This is a genomic window from Chromobacterium indicum (genome assembly GCF_039708975.1).
Lineage (GTDB): Bacteria > Pseudomonadota > Gammaproteobacteria > Burkholderiales > Chromobacteriaceae > Chromobacterium > Chromobacterium piscinae.
The window spans coordinates 16,434-37,959 of record NZ_JAYFSJ010000008.1 but is presented as its reverse complement, the minus strand read 5'-3'; the positions used below and the strand labels follow the sequence as shown (position 1 = coordinate 37,959).

19 protein-coding genes are annotated in these 21,526 nt (G+C 69.8%); 17 read left to right on the top strand and 2 right to left on the bottom strand.

Annotated features, from left to right (window positions below):
• The first annotated feature begins 2 nt into the window (after nucleotides 1-2).
• From VA599_RS12050 to VA599_RS11990, 13 genes are all read left to right on the top strand, one after another.
• The gene (locus VA599_RS12050; RefSeq protein ID WP_346788750.1) at nucleotides 3-980 is read left to right on the top strand and encodes a beta-ketoacyl-[acyl-carrier-protein] synthase family protein; all 978 of its coding nucleotides are present in this window, start codon (nucleotides 3-5) and stop codon (nucleotides 978-980) included.
• Complete coding sequence (locus VA599_RS12045; RefSeq protein ID WP_346788749.1) at nucleotides 967-2,157, top strand: type III PLP-dependent enzyme domain-containing protein; 1,191 nt, start codon at nucleotides 967-969, stop codon at nucleotides 2,155-2,157. Before VA599_RS12050 ends, VA599_RS12045 begins: the two co-directional genes overlap by 14 nt.
• Nucleotides 2,154-3,701, top strand: coding sequence for an acyl-CoA ligase (AMP-forming), exosortase A system-associated (locus tag VA599_RS12040; protein ID WP_021475749.1), 1,548 nt, complete (start codon nucleotides 2,154-2,156; stop codon nucleotides 3,699-3,701). Before VA599_RS12045 ends, VA599_RS12040 begins: the two co-directional genes overlap by 4 nt.
• A 4-nt stretch (nucleotides 3,702-3,705) precedes the next feature.
• Nucleotides 3,706-4,689, top strand: a complete 984-nt coding sequence (locus VA599_RS12035) for a hypothetical protein (RefSeq protein ID WP_104946743.1) — start codon at nucleotides 3,706-3,708, stop codon at nucleotides 4,687-4,689.
• A 20-nt stretch (nucleotides 4,690-4,709) separates the two neighbouring features.
• On the top strand, nucleotides 4,710-6,590 hold the full coding sequence (locus VA599_RS12030) for an acyl-CoA dehydrogenase family protein (protein WP_346788748.1): 1,881 nt from the start codon (nucleotides 4,710-4,712) through the stop codon (nucleotides 6,588-6,590).
• Entirely contained in the window at nucleotides 6,559-7,740 is a 1,182-nt protein-coding gene (locus tag VA599_RS12025; RefSeq protein WP_346788747.1) for a citrate/2-methylcitrate synthase, read from the top strand. Before VA599_RS12030 ends, VA599_RS12025 begins: the two co-directional genes overlap by 32 nt.
• A gap of 133 nt (nucleotides 7,741-7,873) precedes the next feature.
• Entirely contained in the window at nucleotides 7,874-8,536 is a 663-nt protein-coding gene (locus VA599_RS12020) for a class I SAM-dependent methyltransferase (protein ID WP_104946740.1), read from the top strand.
• Nucleotides 8,537-8,550: 14 nt separating this feature from the next.
• The gene (locus tag VA599_RS12015) at nucleotides 8,551-9,612 is read left to right on the top strand and encodes a TauD/TfdA family dioxygenase (protein WP_346788746.1); all 1,062 of its coding nucleotides are present in this window, start codon (nucleotides 8,551-8,553) and stop codon (nucleotides 9,610-9,612) included.
• 19 nt (nucleotides 9,613-9,631) lie between these two features.
• Entirely contained in the window at nucleotides 9,632-10,174 is a 543-nt protein-coding gene (locus tag VA599_RS12010) for a hypothetical protein (RefSeq protein ID WP_021475829.1), read from the top strand.
• Between the two features lie 5 nt (nucleotides 10,175-10,179).
• The gene (locus tag VA599_RS12005; protein ID WP_346788745.1) at nucleotides 10,180-11,610 is read left to right on the top strand and encodes an FAD-binding oxidoreductase; all 1,431 of its coding nucleotides are present in this window, start codon (nucleotides 10,180-10,182) and stop codon (nucleotides 11,608-11,610) included.
• A 63-nt stretch (nucleotides 11,611-11,673) separates the two neighbouring features.
• A complete protein-coding gene (locus VA599_RS12000; RefSeq protein ID WP_346788744.1) occupies nucleotides 11,674-12,675 on the top strand; it encodes a fatty acid desaturase family protein in 1,002 nt (333 codons plus the stop codon).
• A 36-nt stretch (nucleotides 12,676-12,711) separates the two neighbouring features.
• On the top strand, nucleotides 12,712-14,091 hold the full coding sequence (locus VA599_RS11995; RefSeq protein ID WP_021476239.1) for a diaminobutyrate--2-oxoglutarate transaminase family protein: 1,380 nt from the start codon (nucleotides 12,712-12,714) through the stop codon (nucleotides 14,089-14,091).
• A complete protein-coding gene (locus VA599_RS11990) occupies nucleotides 14,091-15,668 on the top strand; it encodes an aldehyde dehydrogenase (NADP(+)) (RefSeq protein WP_104946735.1) in 1,578 nt (525 codons plus the stop codon). The genes VA599_RS11995 and VA599_RS11990 overlap by 1 nt, the downstream gene beginning before the upstream one ends.
• Before the next feature lie 3 nt (nucleotides 15,669-15,671).
• On the opposite strand, the gene VA599_RS11985 is transcribed toward VA599_RS11990, so the two are convergent.
• Nucleotides 15,672-16,559, bottom strand: a complete 888-nt coding sequence (locus VA599_RS11985) for an EamA family transporter (RefSeq protein ID WP_104946734.1) — start codon at nucleotides 16,557-16,559, stop codon at nucleotides 15,672-15,674.
• 112 nt (nucleotides 16,560-16,671) lie between these two features.
• On the opposite strand from VA599_RS11985, the gene VA599_RS11980 reads away from it, so the two are divergent.
• The 3 genes from VA599_RS11980 to VA599_RS11970 all read left to right on the top strand — a co-directional run bounded on the left by VA599_RS11980 (nucleotide 16,672) and on the right by VA599_RS11970 (nucleotide 19,918).
• Nucleotides 16,672-17,184: a MarR family winged helix-turn-helix transcriptional regulator gene (locus VA599_RS11980; RefSeq protein ID WP_021478703.1), complete on the top strand. Its 513-nt coding sequence runs from the start codon at nucleotides 16,672-16,674 to the stop codon at nucleotides 17,182-17,184.
• Between the two features lie 114 nt (nucleotides 17,185-17,298).
• Nucleotides 17,299-17,913: a glutathione S-transferase family protein gene (locus tag VA599_RS11975; RefSeq protein ID WP_021478702.1), complete on the top strand. Its 615-nt coding sequence runs from the start codon at nucleotides 17,299-17,301 to the stop codon at nucleotides 17,911-17,913.
• A 16-nt stretch (nucleotides 17,914-17,929) separates the two neighbouring features.
• Nucleotides 17,930-19,918, top strand: coding sequence for a 2Fe-2S iron-sulfur cluster-binding protein (locus VA599_RS11970; protein WP_346788741.1), 1,989 nt, complete (start codon nucleotides 17,930-17,932; stop codon nucleotides 19,916-19,918).
• Here the strand turns inward: VA599_RS11970 and VA599_RS11965 are convergent.
• On the bottom strand, nucleotides 19,908-20,807 hold the full coding sequence (locus VA599_RS11965; protein WP_346788740.1) for a LysR family transcriptional regulator: 900 nt from the start codon (nucleotides 20,805-20,807) through the stop codon (nucleotides 19,908-19,910). The two genes, VA599_RS11970 and VA599_RS11965, sit on opposite strands and share 11 nt — an antisense overlap.
• Nucleotides 20,808-20,925: 118 nt before the next feature.
• On the opposite strand from VA599_RS11965, the gene VA599_RS11960 reads away from it, so the two are divergent.
• Nucleotides 20,926-21,468: a carboxymuconolactone decarboxylase family protein gene (locus VA599_RS11960; RefSeq protein WP_346788739.1), complete on the top strand. Its 543-nt coding sequence runs from the start codon at nucleotides 20,926-20,928 to the stop codon at nucleotides 21,466-21,468.
• Nucleotides 21,469-21,526 lie beyond the last annotated feature (58 nt).

The following is a 21,526-nucleotide window of genomic DNA, read 5'->3' as shown; positions in this document are numbered from 1 at the left end:
GCATGACAAGCATCGCCAGCATTCCAGTCCAAATGGGCATCGCGGCCGCCGCCTACCATTTTCCCGGCGAGCTGCAGGATATCGAAGCCTGCGCCGGCCAGCACAATTGGCCGGATGCCCGCGTCCAGGCCATCATCCGCTCCGGCTGCCGCCACTTTCATGCCGCGCCCGACATCGGCGAGGTCGAGCTGGCCGAACGCGCGATGGCGCGGCTGTTCGACGAAACCGGCCTCAAGCCGGCCGACGTCGGCGCGGTGATCCATGTGCATACCCAGCTGTTCAGCGTGCCGGCCGCGCCGCGCAGCCTGCCGCTGGAGCTGGTCTCGCGCTTCGGCATCCGCCCACTGTGGACCGGCTCAGTCAATCAGCTGAACTGCTCGTCCAACGCCGCGGCGATCCAGCTGGCCGGCGCGCTGATGGCCAGCTACGCCGAGCTGCGCCACGCCATCATCGTGTCGGTCGACCGCGTCTACGGCGAACGCTTCCGCCTGCGCCAGATGTCCGGCATCCAGAGCGACGGCGCCGCCTGCCTGCTGCTCAGCCGCGACTGCCGCCGCAACCGCATCGGCGCGCTGGCGCTGCGCAACTACGGCAAGTGGCACCAGGGATCGGACACCAACGCCGCGGTGGAGCGCGACATGATCAACCTGGAATGGCACTACACCCGCAAGGTGATGCAGCAGGCGGTGGCCGACAGCGGCGTGGCGCTGGAAGACTACGGCTGCCTGCTGCCGCACAACTCCGACCACAAGGGTTGGATCTCCATCTGCAAGGCGCTGGACATCCCGGTGGACAGGCTGCGCGCCGACAACATCCTGCTGAAGGGACACGCCTGCTGCTCTGACCTGGCGGTCAATCTGGCCGACATCGGCCTGGCCGAAGTGGACGCCGGCCGCCATCTGCTCAGCGTCACCCAATCCAACAGCGGCGCCTTCTCCGCCCTCACCCTGCATCCGGTGGCCAGCCATGACGCGAACTGACGCCCTCTCCATCCCGCTGCCGGAAAACGACCAGGCCATTCAGTGGCTGTGGGACGTCAAGACCCCCGGCTACGTGTTCGACCCGTCCATCGCGCTGGCGCGCTACCGCAGGCTGCGCGAGCTGCTGGACACCGGGCTGATCGTGTCGCTCAAGGCCAATTCCAATCTGGAGCTGCTGATACGCTGCGGCCATGGTTTCGTCGATGGCGTCGAGCTGGCCAGCCTGGGCGAGCTCGATCTCGCCGTCGGCCGGATAGCGGCAACCAAATACGTCAACAATCCCTCGATGGACGAGACCTTCATGCGCGCCGCGCTCGCCTCGCGCTGCGTCTTCATCATCGACAGCCTGGGCCAGGCCGAACGGCTGGCCGGGCTGATGGGCAAGCAGCCGGCGCCGCAGACCGTGCTGCGGCTGAACGCGGCCGAGCTGATGCCGGGCCGCCGCCGCGAAGCGGCCGACCATTTCGGCATGAGCCCGCAAGAAGCGCTGCTGGCCGCTGCGGCGCTGAGCCGCGCCGACATTCCCGTCATCGGCCTGCACAGCTTCGCCGGCTCGCACCAGTTCCGCGTGGACGACAGCGGCGGCGACTCGGCCGATCTCGCCCACGCGCTGGCCGCTTTCGCCGCCGACGCGGCCGGCGCCACCGGCGCGCCGATCGAGTTCCTCAACTGCGGCGGCGGCTTCGGCGAGCGCTTCCACGACGACGAGGCCGCCTTCGCCGCCTACCGCGAGCGCCTGGCCCCGCTGCGCCGCCGCTTCCGGCTGGTCCACGAATCTGGCCGCGGCATCTTCGCCGGCGCCGGCCTGTTCGCCACCCGCGTCCGCGCGGTGAAAACGCTGGGCGGCCGCACCGTGGCCGTCTGCGACGGCGGCCTCAGCCACAACTTCCTGCTGGCCCGCACCGAATCCGCAATCAAGAAATACGCGCGGCCCAGGCTGCTGCACCGCCAGCCGGCCGCCGACGGCGCGGCGGTCGCCCCGGTGCAGTACGTCGGCAGCACCTGCAGCCGCGCCGACATCATCGGCTGGCAGCCGGATGCCATCGCCGCGCCGGGCGTCGGCGACTTGGTGATCTTCGAGCAATGCGGCGCCTACCACCCCAGCTACAGCGTCAGCGGCTTCCTGTCGCTGGGCGCCGCCGGGGCCTACATCCACCAGTCCGGAGCAAGCGAATGAACCGCGCCCGCGTCAGCCTCTATCATCTGCTGCAACTGAGCGCCGAGCGCCATGGCGAACGCCCGGCTTTCGCCCAGGGCGAGGTCCGCGCCGACTACGCCCGGCTGCTGGCCGACGTCCGCGGCCACGCCGCGCGACTGGCCGCCGCCGACCTCCAGCCCGGCGATCGGGTGGCGGTGTACGCCGGCAAACAATACGACACCGTGGCGATGATGCTGGCCGTCAACGCCCGCGGCGCCATCCTGGTGCCGATCAATCCGCAGCTGAAGCCGGCCCAGGTCCGCCACATCCTGCAAGACAGCGGCGCGCGCCTGCTGCTCAGCAGCGGCCCGCGGCTGCAGCGGCTCAAGGAGGCGCTGGAGGATCTGGCGCTGGACGCCTGGAAACTGGAGGCGCTGCCCGAAGCCGTTCTCGACACGCCGGAGCCGGCGGTGGTCGACAACGATCCGGCCGCCATCCTCTACACCTCAGGCTCCACCGGCCGCCCCAAGGGCGTGGTGCTGTCGCAGCGCAACCTGGTGTCCGGCGCAGACAGCGTATCGGCTTACCTGGGCCTGGCCGAGGACGACGTGGTGCTCGGCATCCTGCCGCTGAGCTTCGACGCCGGCCTCAGCCAGCTGACCACCGCCTTGGCCAGCGCCGCCTGCTACGCGCCGCTGGACTTCCTGCAGCCCAATGAGGTGCCCGCCTTCTGCGAGCGCCACGGCGTCACCTCGATCACCGGCGTTCCGCCGTTATGGATGCAGCTGATGGCTGCCGCCTGGCCGGCGCAAACCGGCGCGCGCGTGCGCCGCTTCGCCAATACCGGCGGCCATATGCCGGGCCCGTTGCTAGACAGGCTGCGGCAGGCCTTCCCTCAGGCCAGGCCTTATCTGATGTACGGCCTGACCGAAGCCTTCCGCTCCACCTATCTGCAGCCGGAAGACGCCGCCGGCCGCCCCGGCTCCATCGGCAAGGCAGTCCCCAACGCCGACATCCGCGTGCTGCGGCCCGACGGCGGCGAATGCGCGCCGGGCGAGGCGGGCGAGCTGGTCCACCGCGGCGCCTTCGTCACGCTGGGCTACTGGAACGATCCCGAGCTGACCGCCCACCGCTTCCGGCCGTGGCAAGGCCCGCACGGCCAGATTCCGCGCGGCGACATCGCCGTCTGGTCCGGCGACATCGTCTACCGCGACGACGAAGGCTATCTGTACTTCGTCGCCCGCGGCGACGACATGATCAAGACCTCGGGCTACCGCGTCAGCCCCACCGAGGTGGAGGAAATCCTGTTCGCCCTGCCCGGCGTCCATGAAGCGGCCGCCTTCGGCGTGCCCCATCCGATGCTGGGAGAGGCCATCGTCGTCGGCCTGCACGCTGCGGACGGCGTGGCCGAGTCCGAACTGGTCCGGCTGTGCCGCGAGCGGCTGCCCGGCTATATGGTGCCGCAGCACCTGGCCCTGCACGCTGAGCCGCTGCCGCGGAATCCGAACGGCAAGATAGACCGCAAAGCGCTGAAGCAGCGCTTCGTCGGCCTGTTCGCCTCCTCTTCCACCATCAACGGGTAACGCCATGCTCAGAATCCGCGCCATCGCCTCCGCCGTGCCGGAGCGCTCCGACTTCCACGGCGTGCAGGCCGCCGAACGCAACTTCGGCTACGGCCACCTGCTGTTCCCGTCCGCCGCCAGCGCGCTGCCGCGCGGCAAAGGCCGGCTGGACGAGGAGGAAAGCCTGCGGCTGATGCCCGGCTCCCCGGCCGCGCTGCCGGTGGCCGAGGCCAAACTCAGCCACGCCGACCTGGCGCTGCAAGCCGTGGCCGCGCTGCGCGAGCAAGTCGCCGCAGAGGAGCTGGCCGCCGTCAGCCACATCGTCGTCGCCAGCGCCTCGCTGAACCAGCGCATCAACGAATCGGTGGCCGGCCGCGTCCAGCACGCGCTGGGCCTGGACGAGGCTCTGCCGTTCGCGGTCGGCCAATCCGGCACCGCCGGCGCCTACAACGCGCTGCCGCTGATCGATTCGCTGGTCCGGCTGGGAGGCCGCGTGCTGCTGGTGGCCACCGATAAATGGCTGTACCCCTTCTTCCGCGCCTGGGGCGATCTGGTGGCCTACGGCGACGGTGCGGCGGCGATGCTGCTGGACGGCGGCGATGGCGGCTGGGGCGCGATCGAGGCCCACGCGGTCCACTACGGCGAGGCCATCGCCAATCCATGGGCACACGCCCCAAACCGGCTGGCCGACCTGCTGCTGCCGCAGGCGCTGGCCGCGGCGCGCGCGGCGCTGGACAAGGCCCGCATCCGCCCGTCCGACATCGACTACATGCTGCCGGCCGGCTTCGGCGCAGCCTTCGCCGCCCGCGTCGGCGACGAGCTGGGCATCGCGCCGGAACGCCGCGCCGCGCGCGCCGGCGGCCACCTATCCAACGCCGATCCGCTGCTGGCGCTGATGGAACTGCGCGCCTCGCTGCAACCGGGACAACAGGCCACCGCCCTGCTGTGGGACGCCGCGCTGTGCGGCGTCGCCGGCGCCGTCGTCGCCAGAATCTCCGCCGCGGCCTGAACGCCAACAAGGAAAACGATATGTCCGCTTACAAAGTCAGCCTGCGCGAACTGCGCTTCTTCCTGTGGGAGCAGAACCAGTCCGCGCGCCGCTTCCTGTCGCGGCCGCCGTTCGACGACAAGGACCGCGACCACTACGACCTCCTGCTGGAGAAGGCGCGCGCCTTCGCGCTGGATCTGGGCCGCGCCTACCAGGCGTCCGACCGCCAGGAATGCCGGCTGCTGGACAATGGCGAGGTGGAGATCCCGCGCGAGTTCCACCCGCTGTGGCAGCGCTACAAGCAGGAATGGGTGCCGGTGCTGGGCAATGGCGGCGACGTCCACCGTCCGGCGCTGCCGCCCATCGTCCGCCAGGCGATACAGGAAATGTTCATGGGCGCCAATCCGGCCTTCATGACCTACGGCGGCTTCAACCTGCCGGCGATCAAATTGTTCCGCCTGCACGGCACGCCGGAACAGAAGGCCGTTTATCTGGACAAGCTGCAGCGCCACGAATGGGATGCCTGTTTCTGCGCCACCGAGGCCCAGGCCGGCAGCGACCTGACCGCAGTGAAAACGCTGGCCGAGCCGCTGGAACAGGACGGCGTCTACGCGGTGACCGGCGAGAAGGTGTTCATCTCGGCCGGCATGCACAGCCTGACCGACAACACCGTCTACTTCGTGCTCGGCCGCCTGGGCAACGCCGGCGGCAGCTCCTATTCGCTGTCCTGCCTGCTGGTGCCGCGCTTCTGGCCGAATCCGGAAACCGGCGAGCTGGAAGAAAACTTCGTCGAGTGCGCCGAGCTGCCGGTGAAGATGGGCCTGAAGGGCTGCGCCAATACCCGGCTGGTCTTCGGCCGCAAGGGCGTCACCCGCGGCGCGCTCTTGGGCGGCCGCAAAAACGCCGGCCTGCTGCAACTGATCCCGCTGATGAACCAGGCGCGCATCAGCACCGCGGTCATCGGCCTGGGCCTGGCCTCGTCGGCCTATCTGCATTCGGTGGAGTTCGCCGCCAAACGCTTGCAGGGCCGCTCGATCGAACGCACCTCGGACAGCGGCGCGCCCAGCCTGCCCATCGCCGAGCATGGCGACGTGCAGCGGATGCTGCTGGAAATGAAAGCCCGCGTCGAAGGCTGCCGCGGCCTGCTGGGCAAGCTCACAGCCGCGTCCACCGAAGCCTTCGCGCTGGAAGCCGAGGCCGCGCCGGACGAGATGAAGGTGGAGAAACAGCGCAAGCTGGTGCAACTGTTGACCCCGGTGTGCAAGGCCTTCGTCTCCGATCAGGCGTGGAAAATCTGCGAGCTGGCGATACAGGTGCACGGCGGCATCGGCTACACCGACGCCTATCCGGTGGAGCAGAACGCGCGCGACGTGAAAATCCTGTCGATCTGGGAAGGCACCAACTACATCCAGGCGCAGGATCTGGTGCGCGACAAGCTGGGCTTCGGCCGCAACTCCCGCCTGATCAAGTATCTGCGCGAGGAGTTGAACGCTTTCCTAAACGACGCCGACGCTTCCGCCGCACTGGCGCCGCTGTCGCGGCGGCTGGACGAGGCGATGGCCGCCGTGGAGGCGTCGCTGGAGCGAATAGGCGAAGCCGTGCGCGACGGCCGCATGCAGGAGAGCAGCCAGTTCTACACCCGTTTCCTGGAAATGCTGGGCTACACCGTCTCCGGCTGGACGCTGCTGGAAGGCGCCCATCTCGCCGCGCGCGCGCTGGAGAGGGAGCTGCCGCCGTCCGAAGCCGCCTTCTACCGCGGCAAGCTGAAAACCGCCCGCTATTTCTTCGCCAACATCCTGCCGACCGTGCACCTGCACGGCCGGATCATCGCCGACCTGCCGGCGGCGGCCGTCGCCGTCGCCGTAGACGAACTCGCCCAGGAGGACCGCCATGACGCAGACCGTCGCCACGCCGCCATCTGAGGCCGCGCCGCAATCGCTGTTCGGCGGCCCCCGCACGCTGTACCGCGGGACGGACATCGACGGCGCCACCATCGAGCCCAATGAAGGCCTGTGGGTGCGCGGCAGCAATCTGAACGAACTGATAGGCGGCATCGATTTCGCCAGCGCGCTGTGGCGGGTGTGGTTCGGCGAGATGCCGGAGCCCGCCATCGCCGCCGCGGTGGACGCCGCGCTCGCCGCCGTGTCCGCGGCGCTGGTCGGCGAAGCCGGCCAAGCCGCCATCGCCGCAGTGCGGGCGGTGGCGGATGGCGGCGCCGGCATGGTGCAGGCCGCCGCCTGCGGCTTCCTCGCCGATCTGTCGGCGCTGGAAGCCGTCGCCCGCGAACAGGCAGCCACGCGCGGCCTGCCGGACGACGAGGACTTCATCCAGGGCCTGGCCGCCATCGCCTGCGCGCCGGTTTTCCTGGCCGCGGCGCTGGGAGGCGGAGCCGAATCCGGCGGCGCCCGCCATGCCGAGCGTACTCTGGCCGCGATGCGCGCCGTCCGCCGCGACGAGACGGCCATCCGCGTCGCCGACGCGCTGCTGGTGGCCTGGCACGCCGGCTTCGGCTACATCACGCCGACGGTGCTGGTGCCGCGCGTCGCCATCGGCACCGGCGTCACCCTGACGCAGGCAGTGGCGGCCGGCTTCATGGCCAGCGGCCCCAAACATGTCGGCGCCGCCGAAGAGGCGCTGGCCTGGCTGAAGGCCATCGGCCCGGACGCCGGCGACGACGCGGTCCATGCCGCCGTCGACGCCGCGCTGGACTCGCCGGGCCAGCTATTGTTCGGCTTCGGCCATCCGCTGTTCGTCGAAGACCCCCGCCCGCCGCGCATCCGCGCGCTGTTCGCCGAATGGGGCTTCGAAGGTCCGCATGTCCGGCTATTCGACCTCGCCTGCCGCCGCGCGCTGGAACGCAAGGGCCTGCGGCCGAACATCGATTTCATCACCGCCGCCGCATTGCTGGACCTGGGCGTGGAGGAGCCGCGCTGGGGAGTCGGGCTGGGGCTGTGCGCCCGTGTCGCCGCGATGGTGGCGCACGCGATAGAACGCCGCGACCGGCCCGCCTTCGGCGTCAGCAGCAAGGCGGCCCGGAAGTTGTTGGCCACCGTCCCCGTCGGCTGGCTTTGAACGCGACTCAAGAAAAGCCTGATGCCGCGTTGCGCCTCCTTGGCGTACGAATTGTACCGTCCGCGTCGGCGCGCCTTGCCTCAGGCCTTTCTTTAGCCGCTCGCCACCCTGTTTGTTTAATTGGAGAAACCCGATGCTACTGAAAAACCTCCGCCCCGCCGACGAATACGACCGCTTCGCCTCCCAAGCGCTGGAGCCCTGGGATGTGCTGTTCGTCGCCCGCATCCGCCAGCTGGCCCGCGACATGGCGCCCGGCGCGCTGGTCGACATCGGCACCGCCACCGCCGTGGTGCCGGTACGCTTGGCCGCCGACCCGGTGTTCAAGGACTGGCGCTTCGTCGGCCTGGATCTGGATGAAACCATGCTGAACGGCGGCCGCCCGCGCATCGCCGAGCTGGGGCTGGAAAGCGTGATCGAGCTGAAAGTCGGCGACGCGCAGAACCTGCCGTTCGCCGACGGCAGCCTGGCGATGGCAGTCAGCCGCGCCACCCTGCACCACCTGCCGGACAAGCTCAAAAGCCTGACCGAAATGTACCGCGTGCTGCAGCCGGGCGGCATCGGCCTGGTGCACGACATGCGCCGCGACGTGTCGCCGGCGCTGCTGGAAAAATTCACCCAGATGCGCGCTGCCGTCGGCTACCCGCCCACCCACGTCGAGGAGAAGGTGACGCTGGACGAGGCGCGCGCGCTAGTGGCCGAAGCCGGTCTCGCCGACTGCAGCGCGGTGACCAGCCCCGGCATCGGCCTGGGCGCGCTGGGCTTCGAAATCCTGATCCGCAAGCCGCTGCCGGCCTAAGCGAGGAGACGACGATGGAACACGCCGCCGATGCCGTTCCGCGCTGCGGGCTGGATCTGCAACACGACCCGCGGGTGGACTGCCGCCCGCTGTCGCCATGGCGGATGCCGCTGCTGATCACGCCGCGCGACGACGCGCTGCGCGACAGCCCGGCCGCGGTCGCCGACTGGTACCGCGACAGCCTGCCGGCGCTGGAACAGGCGCTGCTGGAATACGGCAGCCTGCTGCTGCGCGGCTTCGCGCTGCGCGACACCGCCGATTTCCAGGCCATCGCCCAGCTGCATCCCGAACATGCTTTCGGCTATATCGGCGGCGCCACGCCGCGCCGCAATATAGACGGCAAGGTGTACGAGTCCACCCGCATTCCCGCCTCGCTGAAAATCGGGCTGCACCAGGAAAAGGCCTATATGGCGCACTATCCGCGCCGACTGGCCTTCTTCTGCAAGCAGCCATCGGACAGCGGCGGCGAAACCGTCATCTGCGACATGCGGGCGGTGACGCGGCGGCTGCCGCCGGAACTGGTGGAGCGCTTCCGCCAACGCGGCATCCAGTACCTGCGCAATTTCCGCCGCCCGAGCGCCGACGGCGAGCCGCGCAACTCGACGCTGCGCGAATACCACCGGCCCTGGGACGACGTGTTCCAGAGCGACGATCCGGCCCGAATCGAACAACTGTGCCGCGACACCGGCCTGGCCTGCCGCTGGCTGGACGACGGCAGTCTGACCGTGTCCCACGTCGGCGGCGCCACCGTGCGCCATCCGGCCACCGGCGAGGAAATCTGGTTCAACCAGCTGTCCACCCAGCACAACAACGCGCGCTCGATGGGCGTGGCCGGCTACGAATACATCCGGCTGCTGTACCGCGACCGGCCGGCGCGGCCATACGAGGTGAGGATGGGCGACGGCGAGGCCATCGCGCCGGAAGACCTCGCGCCGGTCTACGACGCTCTGGAGGCCGAGGAAATCGCTTTCCCCTGGCAGCGCGGCGACCTGCTGCTGCTCGACAACATCGCCGTCGCGCATGGCCGCAATCCCTTCCAGGGCCCGCGCGAAATCCAGGTCGCGCTGTTCGACTGAACGCATTGCGAGGAGATCCATGCCCATCCGCCAACTGAGCCGTTCCTACCTGATCCACGCCGCCGCCTTCGCGCCGGCGATCGCCTTCCTGCTCTGGGGCCGCTTCGGCTCCGGCGACGCCGGCGCGCGCTGGTCCGCCGCCTACCTCGCCGGCGGCCTGCTGGCGCTGCCGCACGCGGCCTGGCTGCTTAAGCGGCGAGCCGGCAGCTGGATCGCGCTCGGCGTCGATCTCTACCTGGCGATAGGCGGACTGCTGGCCCTGGCATCGGCCCAGGCGGTTGATCTGTGGGGGCGCGGCTACGGCGCCGCGCCGGCGCTGGCCTCGGTGTTCGCCATCGGCCTCGCCGCCACGCTTTTGTCGCCGCTCGGCTTCATCGGCGAGCCGCACCCTGACCCGGAACAGGTACGGCGAATGTCCGCTTGGCTGTTGCTGGCTTCCGGCCTGGCCGCCGGCATCGCGCTGTGGCTGCGCGCCAATCCGCTGCTGGGCGGCGTGGCGCCGGTGCTGGCGGTGCTGCTGATCCGCGGCCGGCTGGCGCAACAGCTGGCGCTGGCGAGGTAGGCGCGATGGACGCCGCCCTGCTCGCCCCCGCCGCCGGACTGGATGTCTTCCTGGCCGAAGCCGCCGCGCTGCTGCCTCCGGATGCGCTGCTGCGCGGCGACGCCTGCGCGCCCTACCAGGCCGACGCGTCAAACTGCCGCGGCCAGGCCGCCGCCGTGCTGCTGCCGTCCGACGCCGCCGCCGTCAGCGCGCTGCTGCGCGCCGCGGTCCGCCACCGCGCGCGGCTGGTGCCGCAGGGCAATCTCAGCGGCCTGGTCGGCGGCGCGGTGCCCGATGGTTCCGGCCGCCAGGTGGCGCTGTCGCTGGCGCGGATGCGCCGGCTGCGCGCCTTCGACCCGCTGAACCGCAGCGCGGTGGCCGAGGCCGGCATGCCGCTGTCGGAGCTGAACCGCCAGTTGGAGCCGCACAACTTGTGGCTGCCGATAGACGTCGGCAGCGACCCCGCCGTCGGCGGCCTGGTCGGCGCCAACACCGGCGGCAGCCGGCTGCTGCGCCACGGCGACGTCCGCCGCAATCTGCTGGGGCTGGAAGTGGTGCTAGCCGACGAAAACGGCAGCGTGCTGGACCTGACCGCCCCGCTGCGCAAGAACAACGCCGGCATCGATCTCAAGCAGCTGTTCGTCGGCAGCGGCGGCGCGCTGGGCGTGGTCACCGCCGCGTCCTGGGACCTGAAGCGGCGCGACGCCTCGACGCTGACGCTGTTCGCCGCGTTGCCCGGCCGCGAGGCCGCGCTCGCCATGCTGGACGCCTGCGAGCAGCGCTTCGGCGAGATGCTGTCGGCGTTCGAGGTGATGGGCGCGCCGGCGCTGGCCGTCACGCTGCGCCACGTTCCGGCGCTGCGCCATCCGCTGGCCGATTCGCCGGCTGGCTGCTACGCGCTGGTGGAAATCGCCAGCGCGATGCCGGGGCTGGACGCGCTGCTGCGGGAACAGGCCGAATCGCTGCTGGCCGGCCTGCATCAGCGCGGGCTGGTCGCCGACGCCGCCTTCGCCCGGCCGGAGGCCTTGTGGCCGCTGCGCGACAGCCTGCCGCTGGCGCTGGCGGCCGAGGGACTGCCGCTGTCCTTCGACGTCGGCTTGCCGCGCTCGCGGCTGCCGGCCTTCCACGCCGCCGCCGAGCGCTGGCTGGCCAGCGAGCACCCGGCGCTGCGGCTATACGACTTCGGCCACTTCGGCGACGGCGGCTGCCATTTGATCGCGCTGCTGCCGCGCGAACATGCCGCCGCCTACGGCCCGGCCAAGCTGGCGGTGCTGAAAAGCGGCTTGTACCGGCTGGTGGCCGAGCACGGCGGCAGCTTCAGCGCCGAGCACGGCGTCGGCCCGCTGAACGCGGCTTTCTACCGCAAATTCGCCGACGCCGGCGCGCAGCGGCTGGCAGCCGGGCTGCAACGGCTGCTGGACCCGGCGGCGGCGCTGGGCCGCCACCGCTACGACTGAGTGGGACGTTTTCCGTTGTCGAACCCGGCTTGCGAGCAAGCCCAAAGACAGGAGTGCGCAACCGTGAATGATGGACAGACCGTCAACTATCGCCGCAAATACGCCGCCGAGGCGCAATCGCTGCAACGCATACACCCTCTGCGCAGCCTGTGGCTGATCGCCCGCCAGTGGCTGGTGATCGCCGCCGCGCTGGCGCTGCCCTTCATCGTCCTGGAGTTTCACGGTGGCGCCGGCTCCCTGTCGGCCGCCGGCTGGGCCGCGGTCGCGGCCTGCTTCGCGCTGTCCTTTTTTCTGGTCGCCTGCAAGCAGCACGCGCTGGGCATCATCATGCATGACGCCACCCATTACCGGCTGTTTTCCAACCGCCGCCTGAACGAGCTGGCCAGCAACTGGCTGTGCGCGTTCCCCGCCGGCATGGTCACCTCCTGCTACCGGCGCGGCCATCTGCCGCACCACGTGTTCACCAACCGTCCCAACGACCCGTACTGGGCCAGGCTGGTAGAAGACCCCGCCTACCGCTTTCCGCAAAGCCGCCAGTCCTTCCGCCGCCTATTGCTGCGCGATCTGTTCTGCCTGAACTTCGCGGCTTGGCGGCCTATCCTGCGCTACTGGACCGGCTGGGGCGCCGTCATCGACAACCGCGAAAAGCTGCTGACCGGCTCCGAGCGGCTGCAATTCGCGGCCTTCTGGCTGATCGTCGCCGCGGCGGCCATCGCCAGCGGCGCCTGGCCCTGGCTGATCGTCCTGTGGCTGCTGCCGCTGTACACGCTATGCCTGGCGTTCATGCGCGTCCGCATCGTCGCCGAGCACAATCTGGACGACAGCGGCCCCGAGCTGTCCCACACCCGCCACGTCGACGCCAGCTGGCTGGAACGGCTGACTTTGGCGCCGCTGAACATCAATTACCACATCGCGCACCATCTGTTTCCCTCGGTGCCGCTGCACAACCTGCCGCGGCTGCACGCGCTGCTGCTGCGGGACCCGGCTTTCCGCGCCCAAGCCATGCTGTGGCCCCGGTATTTCGGCAAGAACGACAAAGGGCTGATGAACAGCCTGCTCCGCTAGCGCCCCTCCACCCCTCACACGACAACAAGGTGCCCCATGCCCGCAACCGAACTCCTGGACGCCCCCGTCTCGCACAGCGACGCGCCCGACTGGCAGGAAATGTACGACTTCGTCAAAGCGCGTGAATCCGGCGCCCGCACCTATGCCAACTCCATCGACACGGTCATCGAGCGCGGCCGCCTGGCGCGCGTCTTCGACCGCGCCGGCCGCGAGTACCTGGACTGCCTGTCCTGCGCCGGCACGCTGGCCACCGGCCACAACCACCCGCAAGTCCAGGCGCGGGTGCTTGAATTCCTGCAATCCGGCCACGTGACCCAGGCGCTGGACATCACCACGCCCGCCAAGTACCGCTTCCTGCGCAAACTGCTGGAATGCCTGCCTCCCGACTTCGCCCGCCGCGTCCGCATCCAGAGCTGCGGCCCCAGCGGCGCCGACGCGGTGGAGGCCGCGATCAAGCTGTTCAAGACCGCCACCGGCCGCCGCGGCGTGCTGGCCTTCCACGGCGCCTACCACGGCATGACCGCCGGCGCGCTGGCGCTGACCGGCAACCTCGGCGCCAAGCGCCAGGTGGCGTCCCTGATGCCGGACGTGCATTTCCTGCCCTATCCCTATTCCTACCGCTGCCCGTTCGGCGTCGGCGGCGAGCGTGGCGAGGACATCTCGCTGGCCTACATCGAGCGCACGCTGAGCGATCCGGAAAGCGGCATCATCCCGCCGGCGGCGATGATAGTCGAGGCGGTGCAAGGCGAAGGCGGCGTGATCCCGGCCTCGGCGCGCTGGCTGCGCGGCATCCGCGACATCACCGCGCGGCTGGGCATCCCGCTGATCATCGACGAGATCCAGACCGGTTTCGGCCGCACCGGCCACATGTTCGCCTTCGAGCATGCAGGCATCGAGCCGGACGCGGTGGTGATCTCCAAGGCTGTCGGCGGCGGCTTCCCGCTGGCGCTGCTGCTGTACCACGAGAAATACGACGCCTGGCAGGCCGGCGCCCATGCCGGCACCTTCCGCGGCAACCAGATCGCGATGGCGGCCGGCGCCGCCGCGATGGAAGTGATCCAGTCCGAACAGCTGGTGGCCCAGGCGGGCGCCAAGGGCGAACGCCTGGGCGCCGCGCTGCGCGGCTTGGCCGAGCGGCTGCCCATCATCGGCGACGTGCGCGGCCGCGGCCTGATGTGGGGCGTGGAGATCATAGACCCCGACGCGCCGGCAGACGCGCTGGGCAGCCGCCCGGCCGACGGCGAGCTGGCGCGCGCGATCAAGAAACGCTGCCTGGCCAACGGCCTGATCATCGAAACCGGAGGCCGCCACTCGGCCGTGCTGCGGCTGCTGCCGCCATTGGTGATCAGCGAGGACGAGCTGGACGAGGCGGTAGAGAAGCTGGAGCGCTCGATGCGCGAGGCGATGGAGGGCTGATGGACATCCATGGAGAAATGCTGATAGGCGGCGAGCCGGTCTATGGCCGCGAAGGCGCGCTGCGCGCGGTAGACCCGGCCAGCGGCGAAACGCTGGCGCCCGCGTTCGGCTGCGGCGGCGCGGCCGACGCGGAGCGCGCCTGCCGGCTGGCGAGCCAGGCCGCCGCGCCGTTCGCCGCCGCCGACGGAGAAACGCGGGCGCGTCTGTTGGAAGCCATCGCCGCCGGCCTGCTGGCGCTGGGCGGTACGCTGCTGGAGCGGGCGGCGCGGGAAACCGGCTTACCGCAAGCGCGGCTGATCGTCGAACGCGGCCGCGCCGTCGCCCAGCTGCGCCAATTCGCGCGCGCCGCGCGCCAGGGCCTGGATGCCGGCGCAGTTATGGAACCGGGCCAGCCCGACAAATTGCCGCCGCGCCCTGACCTGCGCGCGCGCCGCGTGCCCATCGGGCCGGTGGCGGTGTTCGGCGCCAGCAACTTTCCGCTGGCCTTCTCGGTGGCGGGCGGCGACACCGCCTCCGCGCTGGCCGCCGGCTGTCCGGTGGTGGTCAAGGCGCATCCGGCCCATCCCGGGGTATCGGAATTGACCGGCCGGGTCATCCGACAGGCAGTCGCCGACTGCGGCCTGCCTGGCGGCGTGTTTTCGCTGCTGATCGCCGATGGCCACGCGCTGGGCCGGCAATTGGTCGAGCACCCGGCCATCGCCGCCGTGGCCTTCACCGGCTCGCGCCGGGGCGGCGAAGCCCTGATGCGCGCCGCCGCGCTGCGCCCCCGGCCGATCCCGGTGTACGCCGAGATGGGCAGCCTGAATCCGGTGCTGGCGCTGCCGCATGCGCTCGCCGCGCGGGCGGAAGCCATGGGCGCGGCCTGGGTGGACGCGCTGACGCTGAACGCCGGCCAGTTCTGCACCTGCCCGTCGCTGCTGCTGGCGGTGGAGGGAGAAGATCTTGAGCGGTTCCGCCGCGCCGCGGCAAACGCGGCGGCGGCCAAGCCGTCGGACACCATGCTCACGCCGGCCATCCACGACGCCTACCAGAGCGCGCTGCACCGGCTGCGCCGCACCCCAGGCGTCGCCGAGCTGGCATTCGGCCAAGCCGGCGGCGGCCCGTACGCGGCGCAGGCGGCGCTGTTAGAAATCGACGCCGCCGGCTTCGCCGCGCGGCTGGAGCTGGCCGAGGAGATTTTCGGCCCTTGCGCGCTGATCGTCGCCTGCCGCGATCAAGATGAATTGTTGTCGATCGTGGCCGGCCTGGACGGCCAGCTGACCGCCACCCTGCAGATGGACGACGCCGACCTGCCGCTGGCGCGCGAGCTGCTGCCGCTATTGGAATCGCGCGCCGGCCGCGTGCTGGCCAATGGCTTCCCCAACTGGGTGGAAACCTCGCCGGCCATGGTTCACGGCGGGCCGTTCCCGGCAAGCTCCGACAGCCGCGCCACCTCGGTCGGCCTGGCCGCGATGGACCGCTTCCTGCGCCCGGTGTGCTACCAGAACCTGCCGGCGGCGCTGCTGCCGCCGCAAGTGGCCGACGACAATCCGCTGCGGCTATGGCGGCGGGTGGACAGCGCCTGGAGCCAGAGCTGAGCGTCAGCCGCGCCCGCTCCTCGCCGGCGCGGCGCCGCTCCACTGCACCGCCAGCACGCTTGCCAGCACCACCGCCATGCCCAGCAGCGATTGAGCGGACAAGGCCTGCCCCAGCAGCGCCCATCCCAGAATCACCGCGGTCAGCGGACTGAGCAGGCCCAGCGACGACACCGCCACCGGCGACAGCCGCGCGATGCCGCGGAACCACAGCAGATAAGCCAGCAGCGCGCCGAACAAGCCCAGGTAGGCGTAGCCGGCCACCTGCGCCCAGCCCAGGCTAGGCAGCGGCGGATCGACCGCCAGCGCCAACGGCAGCAGCATCAGCCCGCCCAGCGTCAACTGCCAGCCGGTCAGCGCCGTCACCGGAGCCGGCAGTTGCCAGCGCCGGGTCAGGTAAGTGCCGCAGGCCATCGCCACCGCGCCGCCGAAAGCCGCCAGCATGCCCAGCCCATCCCAGCTCGAGCCCGGCGACAGCAACAGCGCCGCCATGCCGGCCACGCCCGACAGGCTGGCCCACAGCGCCAGCGCCGCCGGCCGCCTGCTGTCCAGCCGCCAGGCCAGCGCCATCACCAGCAAGGGCTGGCAGGCGCCGACCACTGCCGCCAGGCCGCCCGGCAGCCGGTAGGCGGCGACGAACAGCAAAGCCTGGAAAGCGCCGATATTGAGCGCCGACAGAATCAACAACCTGCCCCACTCCGCCGAGCGCGGGCGCCAGCCGCCCATCCACACCAGCAGCAGGCCTGCCGGCAGCACCCGCAGCAAGGCCGCGATGAATGGCCGATCCGGCGGCAGCAGCTGGGTGGTGACGATGTAGGTGGAACCCCAGATCACCGGAGTGAGCGCAGTGAGCAATACGTCGCGCCAGTGGCCGGCTTCGTTTTCCGCAGACATGGGCAATCCTTCCGCTTGTGATTATAATTCAAACATTATTAACTTGAATTCAAGATAACATTTATCTCAAATTCAAGGCAAATCAATCTTGAAATCAAGACAAGGAGACGGCATGAGCGATGCCCTTCCCGGCGACGCGGTAGACCGCATACTCGAACAATGGGCGCGCGAGCGCCCGGACCTGGACGTCAGTCCGATGGGCGTGATAGGCCGGCTCAGCCGCTGCGCCGCGCTGCTGTCGCAACGGCTGGACGGCGTGTTCGCCGAATACGGCCTCAGCGGCTGGGAATTCGACGTGCTGGCCACGCTGCGCCGCGCCGGCGCGCCTTACCAGTTGGCGCCGACCGAATTATTCTCGTCGCTGATGGTCACCTCAGGCACGATGACCCACAGGCTGAAGGTGCTGGAGGGCAAAGGCTGGATCGTGCGCGAAGCCAGCAATCAGGACGCGCGCAGCACGCTGGTGCGCTTGAGCGGCGAAGGTTTCGCCTTGCTGGAGCGCGCGTTGGAAGGACACGTCGCCAATGAGCACGCAATACTGTCCGCGCTGCCGGCCCGCAGCGTGGACGCGCTGGAGAAGCGACTGGCGGAATTGCTGGCCGCGCTGGAAACGCCGCGCGGCTGAGCCGGTTTATTTCGAATCATGGAATAATCCATTGCCTGCGATGGATGTTTATGTTTTCGTCATCCTCAGGCAGAGTGAAGGCCTGAATCCCGCTTTCGCCCCTAGGAGAAACGCATGACCCGCCCAGCCCTAAAACTGTACGATTTCGCCCTGTCCGGCCACAGCCACCGCGTCCGGCTGATGCTGTCGCTGCTGAACCTCGAGTACGAAACCATTCCGGTCAATCTGCGCGAAGGCGAACATAAGCGGCCGGACTTCCTCAAGCTCAATCGCTTCGGCCAGATTCCGGTGCTGGCCGACGGCGACGAAACGATTCCCGACTCCAACGCCATCCTGGTCTACCTGGCGCGCCGCTACGGCCATGGGGACTGGCTGCCGGCCGATCCCCTCGGCGAAGCGCGCGTGCAGCGCTGGCTGTCCGCCGCCGCCGGCCCTCTGGCTTTCGGCGCCGCCCAGGCCCGGCTGCACAAATGGCGCGGCGTGCCGCTGGACTATGAATTGGCCGCCAGCCGCGCCAAGGCGCTGTTCCAGGTGATGGACGAGGAACTGGCCGAGCGCCCCTTCCTGGCCGGCGACGCCGCCACCATCGCCGACGTCGCGCTGTACACCTACACCGCGCGCGCGCCGGAAGGCGAGATCCCGCTGGAGCCATATCCGCATGTCCGCGCCTGGCTGACCCGCGTAGAGGCGCTGCCCGGCTTCCTGCCCATGCCAGCCATCAACGCTTAAACGATAGGAACAACGGATGTCTGACGCCCGCCCCGCCCCCTCGCCCTGGCACCCCGGAGAACAGGAAATGCAGCGCCGCGCCGGCAGCCAGCAGAGGATGGCCGCCGTGGGTCCGCGCGTGATCCGCGACCAGATGCCGGAACAGCACCGCGACTTCTTCCGCCAGCTGCCCTTCATGGTGATGGCGGCGGTGGACGAGGCCGGCAGGCCGTGGGCGGGCATCGTCGAGGGCAAGCCCGGCTTCGCCGGTTCGCCCGATCCGCGCAGCTTGCGGATAAACGCCCAGCCCAGCCCGGCCGATCCGCTGCGCGACTGCCTGCGCCCCGGCGCGGCGGTGGGCCTGCTCGGCATCGAGCTGCACAGCCGCCGCCGCAACCGGATGAACGGCGAACTGACGGCGCTGGACGACGATGGCTTCACCGTCGCCGTCGGCCACTCCTTCGGCAACTGTCCCAAGTACATCCAGCTGCGCGAGTTTGAATTCTCGCGCGAACCGGGACCGCGCATCCTCGGCTCGGTGGAATGGATGCACGAGCTGGATGACGACGCGCGCGCCGCCATCGCCGCCGCCGACACCTTCTTCATCGCCAGCGCCTGGGCCGACGCCGACGGCCGCTGGCAGGCCGACGCGTCGCACCGCGGCGGCAAGCCCGGCTTCGTCAAAGTGGAAGGCGACACGCTGACCATCCCCGACTTCGCCGGTAACGGTTTCTTCAACACCCTGGGCAATCTGCTGCTCCAGCCGCGCGCCTGCCTGCTGTTCATCGACTTCTCCAGCGGCGACACCCTGCAACTGGCCGGCCGCGCCGAAGTGCCGGATGACGGCGCGCCGCCTCCGTTCGCCGGCGCCGAGCGACTGTGGACCTTCCGCGTCGAACGCGTGGTCCGCCGCCGCAACGCGCTGGCCCTGCGCTGGACGCTGCGCGAGTACTCGCCGTTCGCGCTGGCCACCGGTTCCTGGCCTCAGCAAGCGCCGGAGCGGCAGTGGCTGCCGTTGCGGGTACGCCATGTGGAAGACGAAAACGAAACCGTCCGATCCATCTATCTGGAACCCGCCGATGGCTCCGCGCCGCCGGACTTTATCCCCGGCCAACACCTGAGCCTGAAAGTGGCGGGCGTGGACGGCGCGCGCATGCGCAACTACACGCTATCGCAGACCGGCGGCTACCGCATCAGCGTCAAACGCCAGGGCAAGGCGTCCGCCCGGCTGCACCAGTTGGCGCCCGGCGACATCGTCGAGGCGCTGCCGCCTCGCGGCGACTTCACGCTCGCGCGCGCCGACCGCCCGATTACGCTGCTGGCCGGCGGCATAGGCATCACCCCCTTGCTGGCCATGCTGCATCAACTGACGGAAAACCCCGCCGCGATGCCGCCCACGCTGCTGGTCTACGCCACCCGCGCGGTGGCCGAGCGCGCGTTCGACGCAGAGCTGGAAGCCCTGCAGGCCAAGGCCGCCGGCCGGCTGCGCATCGTCAAGGCCGCCAGCCAGCCGGAAACCGGCCGCCGGCTGGTCATCGACTATCAGCACGCCGGCCGCGCCGACATCGAACTGTTGCTCCGGTCCGGCGCGGACCTGGCCGGCGATTTCTACCTGTGCGGTCCGGCCGGCTTCATGCAGGCGCTGTACGAGCAGCTGATCGCCGCCGGCGTGGAAGATGGCCGCATCCATGCCGAAGCCTTTGGCCCTGCCGGCCTCAAACGGCATGGCCATGAAAAAGCCGCGCTTCCGCCCCCGGCCGACCATGCGGTGCCGGTCCGCTTCGCTTCCAGCGGCGTCGACGCCGAATGGCAGCCGGGCCAGAATCTGCTGGAGCTGGCCGAGTCCTGCGGCTTGAACCCGGACTTCAGCTGCCGCGGCGGCACTTGCGGCAGCTGCCGCGCCGCGCTGCTGGCCGGCAAGGCCACCTATCTGCAGCCGCCGGATTATTCAACCCGGCCCGGCGAGATCCTGCTGTGCTGCGCCTATCCGGCCGCCGGCGCGATCAAGCTGGAAATCAATCTGTAAGCCGCGGGTCCGCGCGCAGCCGCTCGGCCAGGTAGTCGATGAAGCGGCGCATCCGTGTCGAGCCGTAACGGCTTTCGGCGTGAACGATGTGTATCGGCAGCGGCGCGCTCTCGTAGGGCGTCAGCACCCGCTCCAGCTCTCCCGCCGCCAGCGCCTCCGCCACCTGGTAGGACATCACCCGGATCAGGCCGAAACCGCCTCGCGCCGCGTCTATCGCCGCATCGTTGCCGCTGACCGTCAGCCGCGGCCGCACCCTCACCCGCCGTTCGCCGTCAGCGCCGAACTTCCACTCCAGCGAAGCCGACGCGGCGGTGGACGCGATCACCGTATGCCGCAGCAAGTCTTCCGGCGCTTCCGGCGCGCCATGCCGCGCCAAGTAATCCGGCGAAGCGCACACCAGCCGCCTCACCTCGCCCACCTTGGCCGCGCGCAATGAGGAATCCGGCAAATGGCCGATGCGCACCGCCGCGTCCAGCCCCTCCTCCATCAGGTTCACCACGTTGTCGCGCAGTTGCGCCGACACCTCCACCAGCGGGTGCTGGCGCAAAAAGTCCAGCACCGCCGGCATCACGTACAGCCGGCCGAACAAAACCGGCGCGGTCAGGCGGATCAGGCCGCGCGGCTCGGCATTGCCTCCGGCCGCAGCTTCCTCCGCCTCGGCCACCGCCGCCAGGATGCGACGCGCGTCGTCCAGATAACGCGCGCCGGCCTCGGTCACCCTGACATAACGCGTGGTGCGGTTCAGCAGGCGCACGCTCAAGTTTTCCTCCAGCGCCGCCACCGCGCGCGTCACCGCCGGCGGCGACAGCTTCAGCCTGCGCGCCGCGCCGGCGAAACCCTCTTCCTCGGCCACGGCGACGAAAACGCTCATCAGATGGAAACGATCCACTCACTATTCCTCAAAACGGAACAATCAATTAAATAAAACAGATATTCTTCCACAATCAAGAATTTGGCAAAGTGCTCCCCATAGCGGAAACATTCCGCCCCACCCAAGGAGACTTACCATGAGCCGCATCGCCATCCCCGCCGCCGAGCAAATCCCCGCCGCCAGCCAGCCGCTGCTGGCCGCCGTGCAGCAACAACTGGGCATGGTGCCCAATCTGATGAAGCTGCTGGCCCGCAGTCCGGCCGCGCTGGAAGGCTATCTGTCGCTGAACGGCACACTGGGCAAGGGCAAGCTGAGCGCCGGGCTGCGCGAGCGCATCGCGCTGGCCGTGGCCGAATTCAACGGCTGCGATTACTGCCTGTCCGCCCACAGCTATCTGGCCAAGCATGTGGCCAAATTGAACGATGATGAGATTGCCGCCGCGCGCGATTTTTCCAGCGCCGACGCTCGCCAGGCCGTAGCGCTGCGCTTCGCGCTGAATGTGGCGGAGCAGCGCGGCCGCGTGGCCGACGCCGAGCTGGCCACGCTGCGCGGCGCCGGCTTCGACGAAGCGGAAACGCTGGAAATCGTGCTGACGGTGGCGTTGAACATTTTGACCAACTACATCAACAATGCCGCCGCCACTGCGGTGGACTTCCCCCTGGTCCAGGCCCGCGCGTAAGCCCGCCATCGCCGGGAGCCTACCGGCCCCCGGCCCTTCCATGCCCATGGTCTTTTAT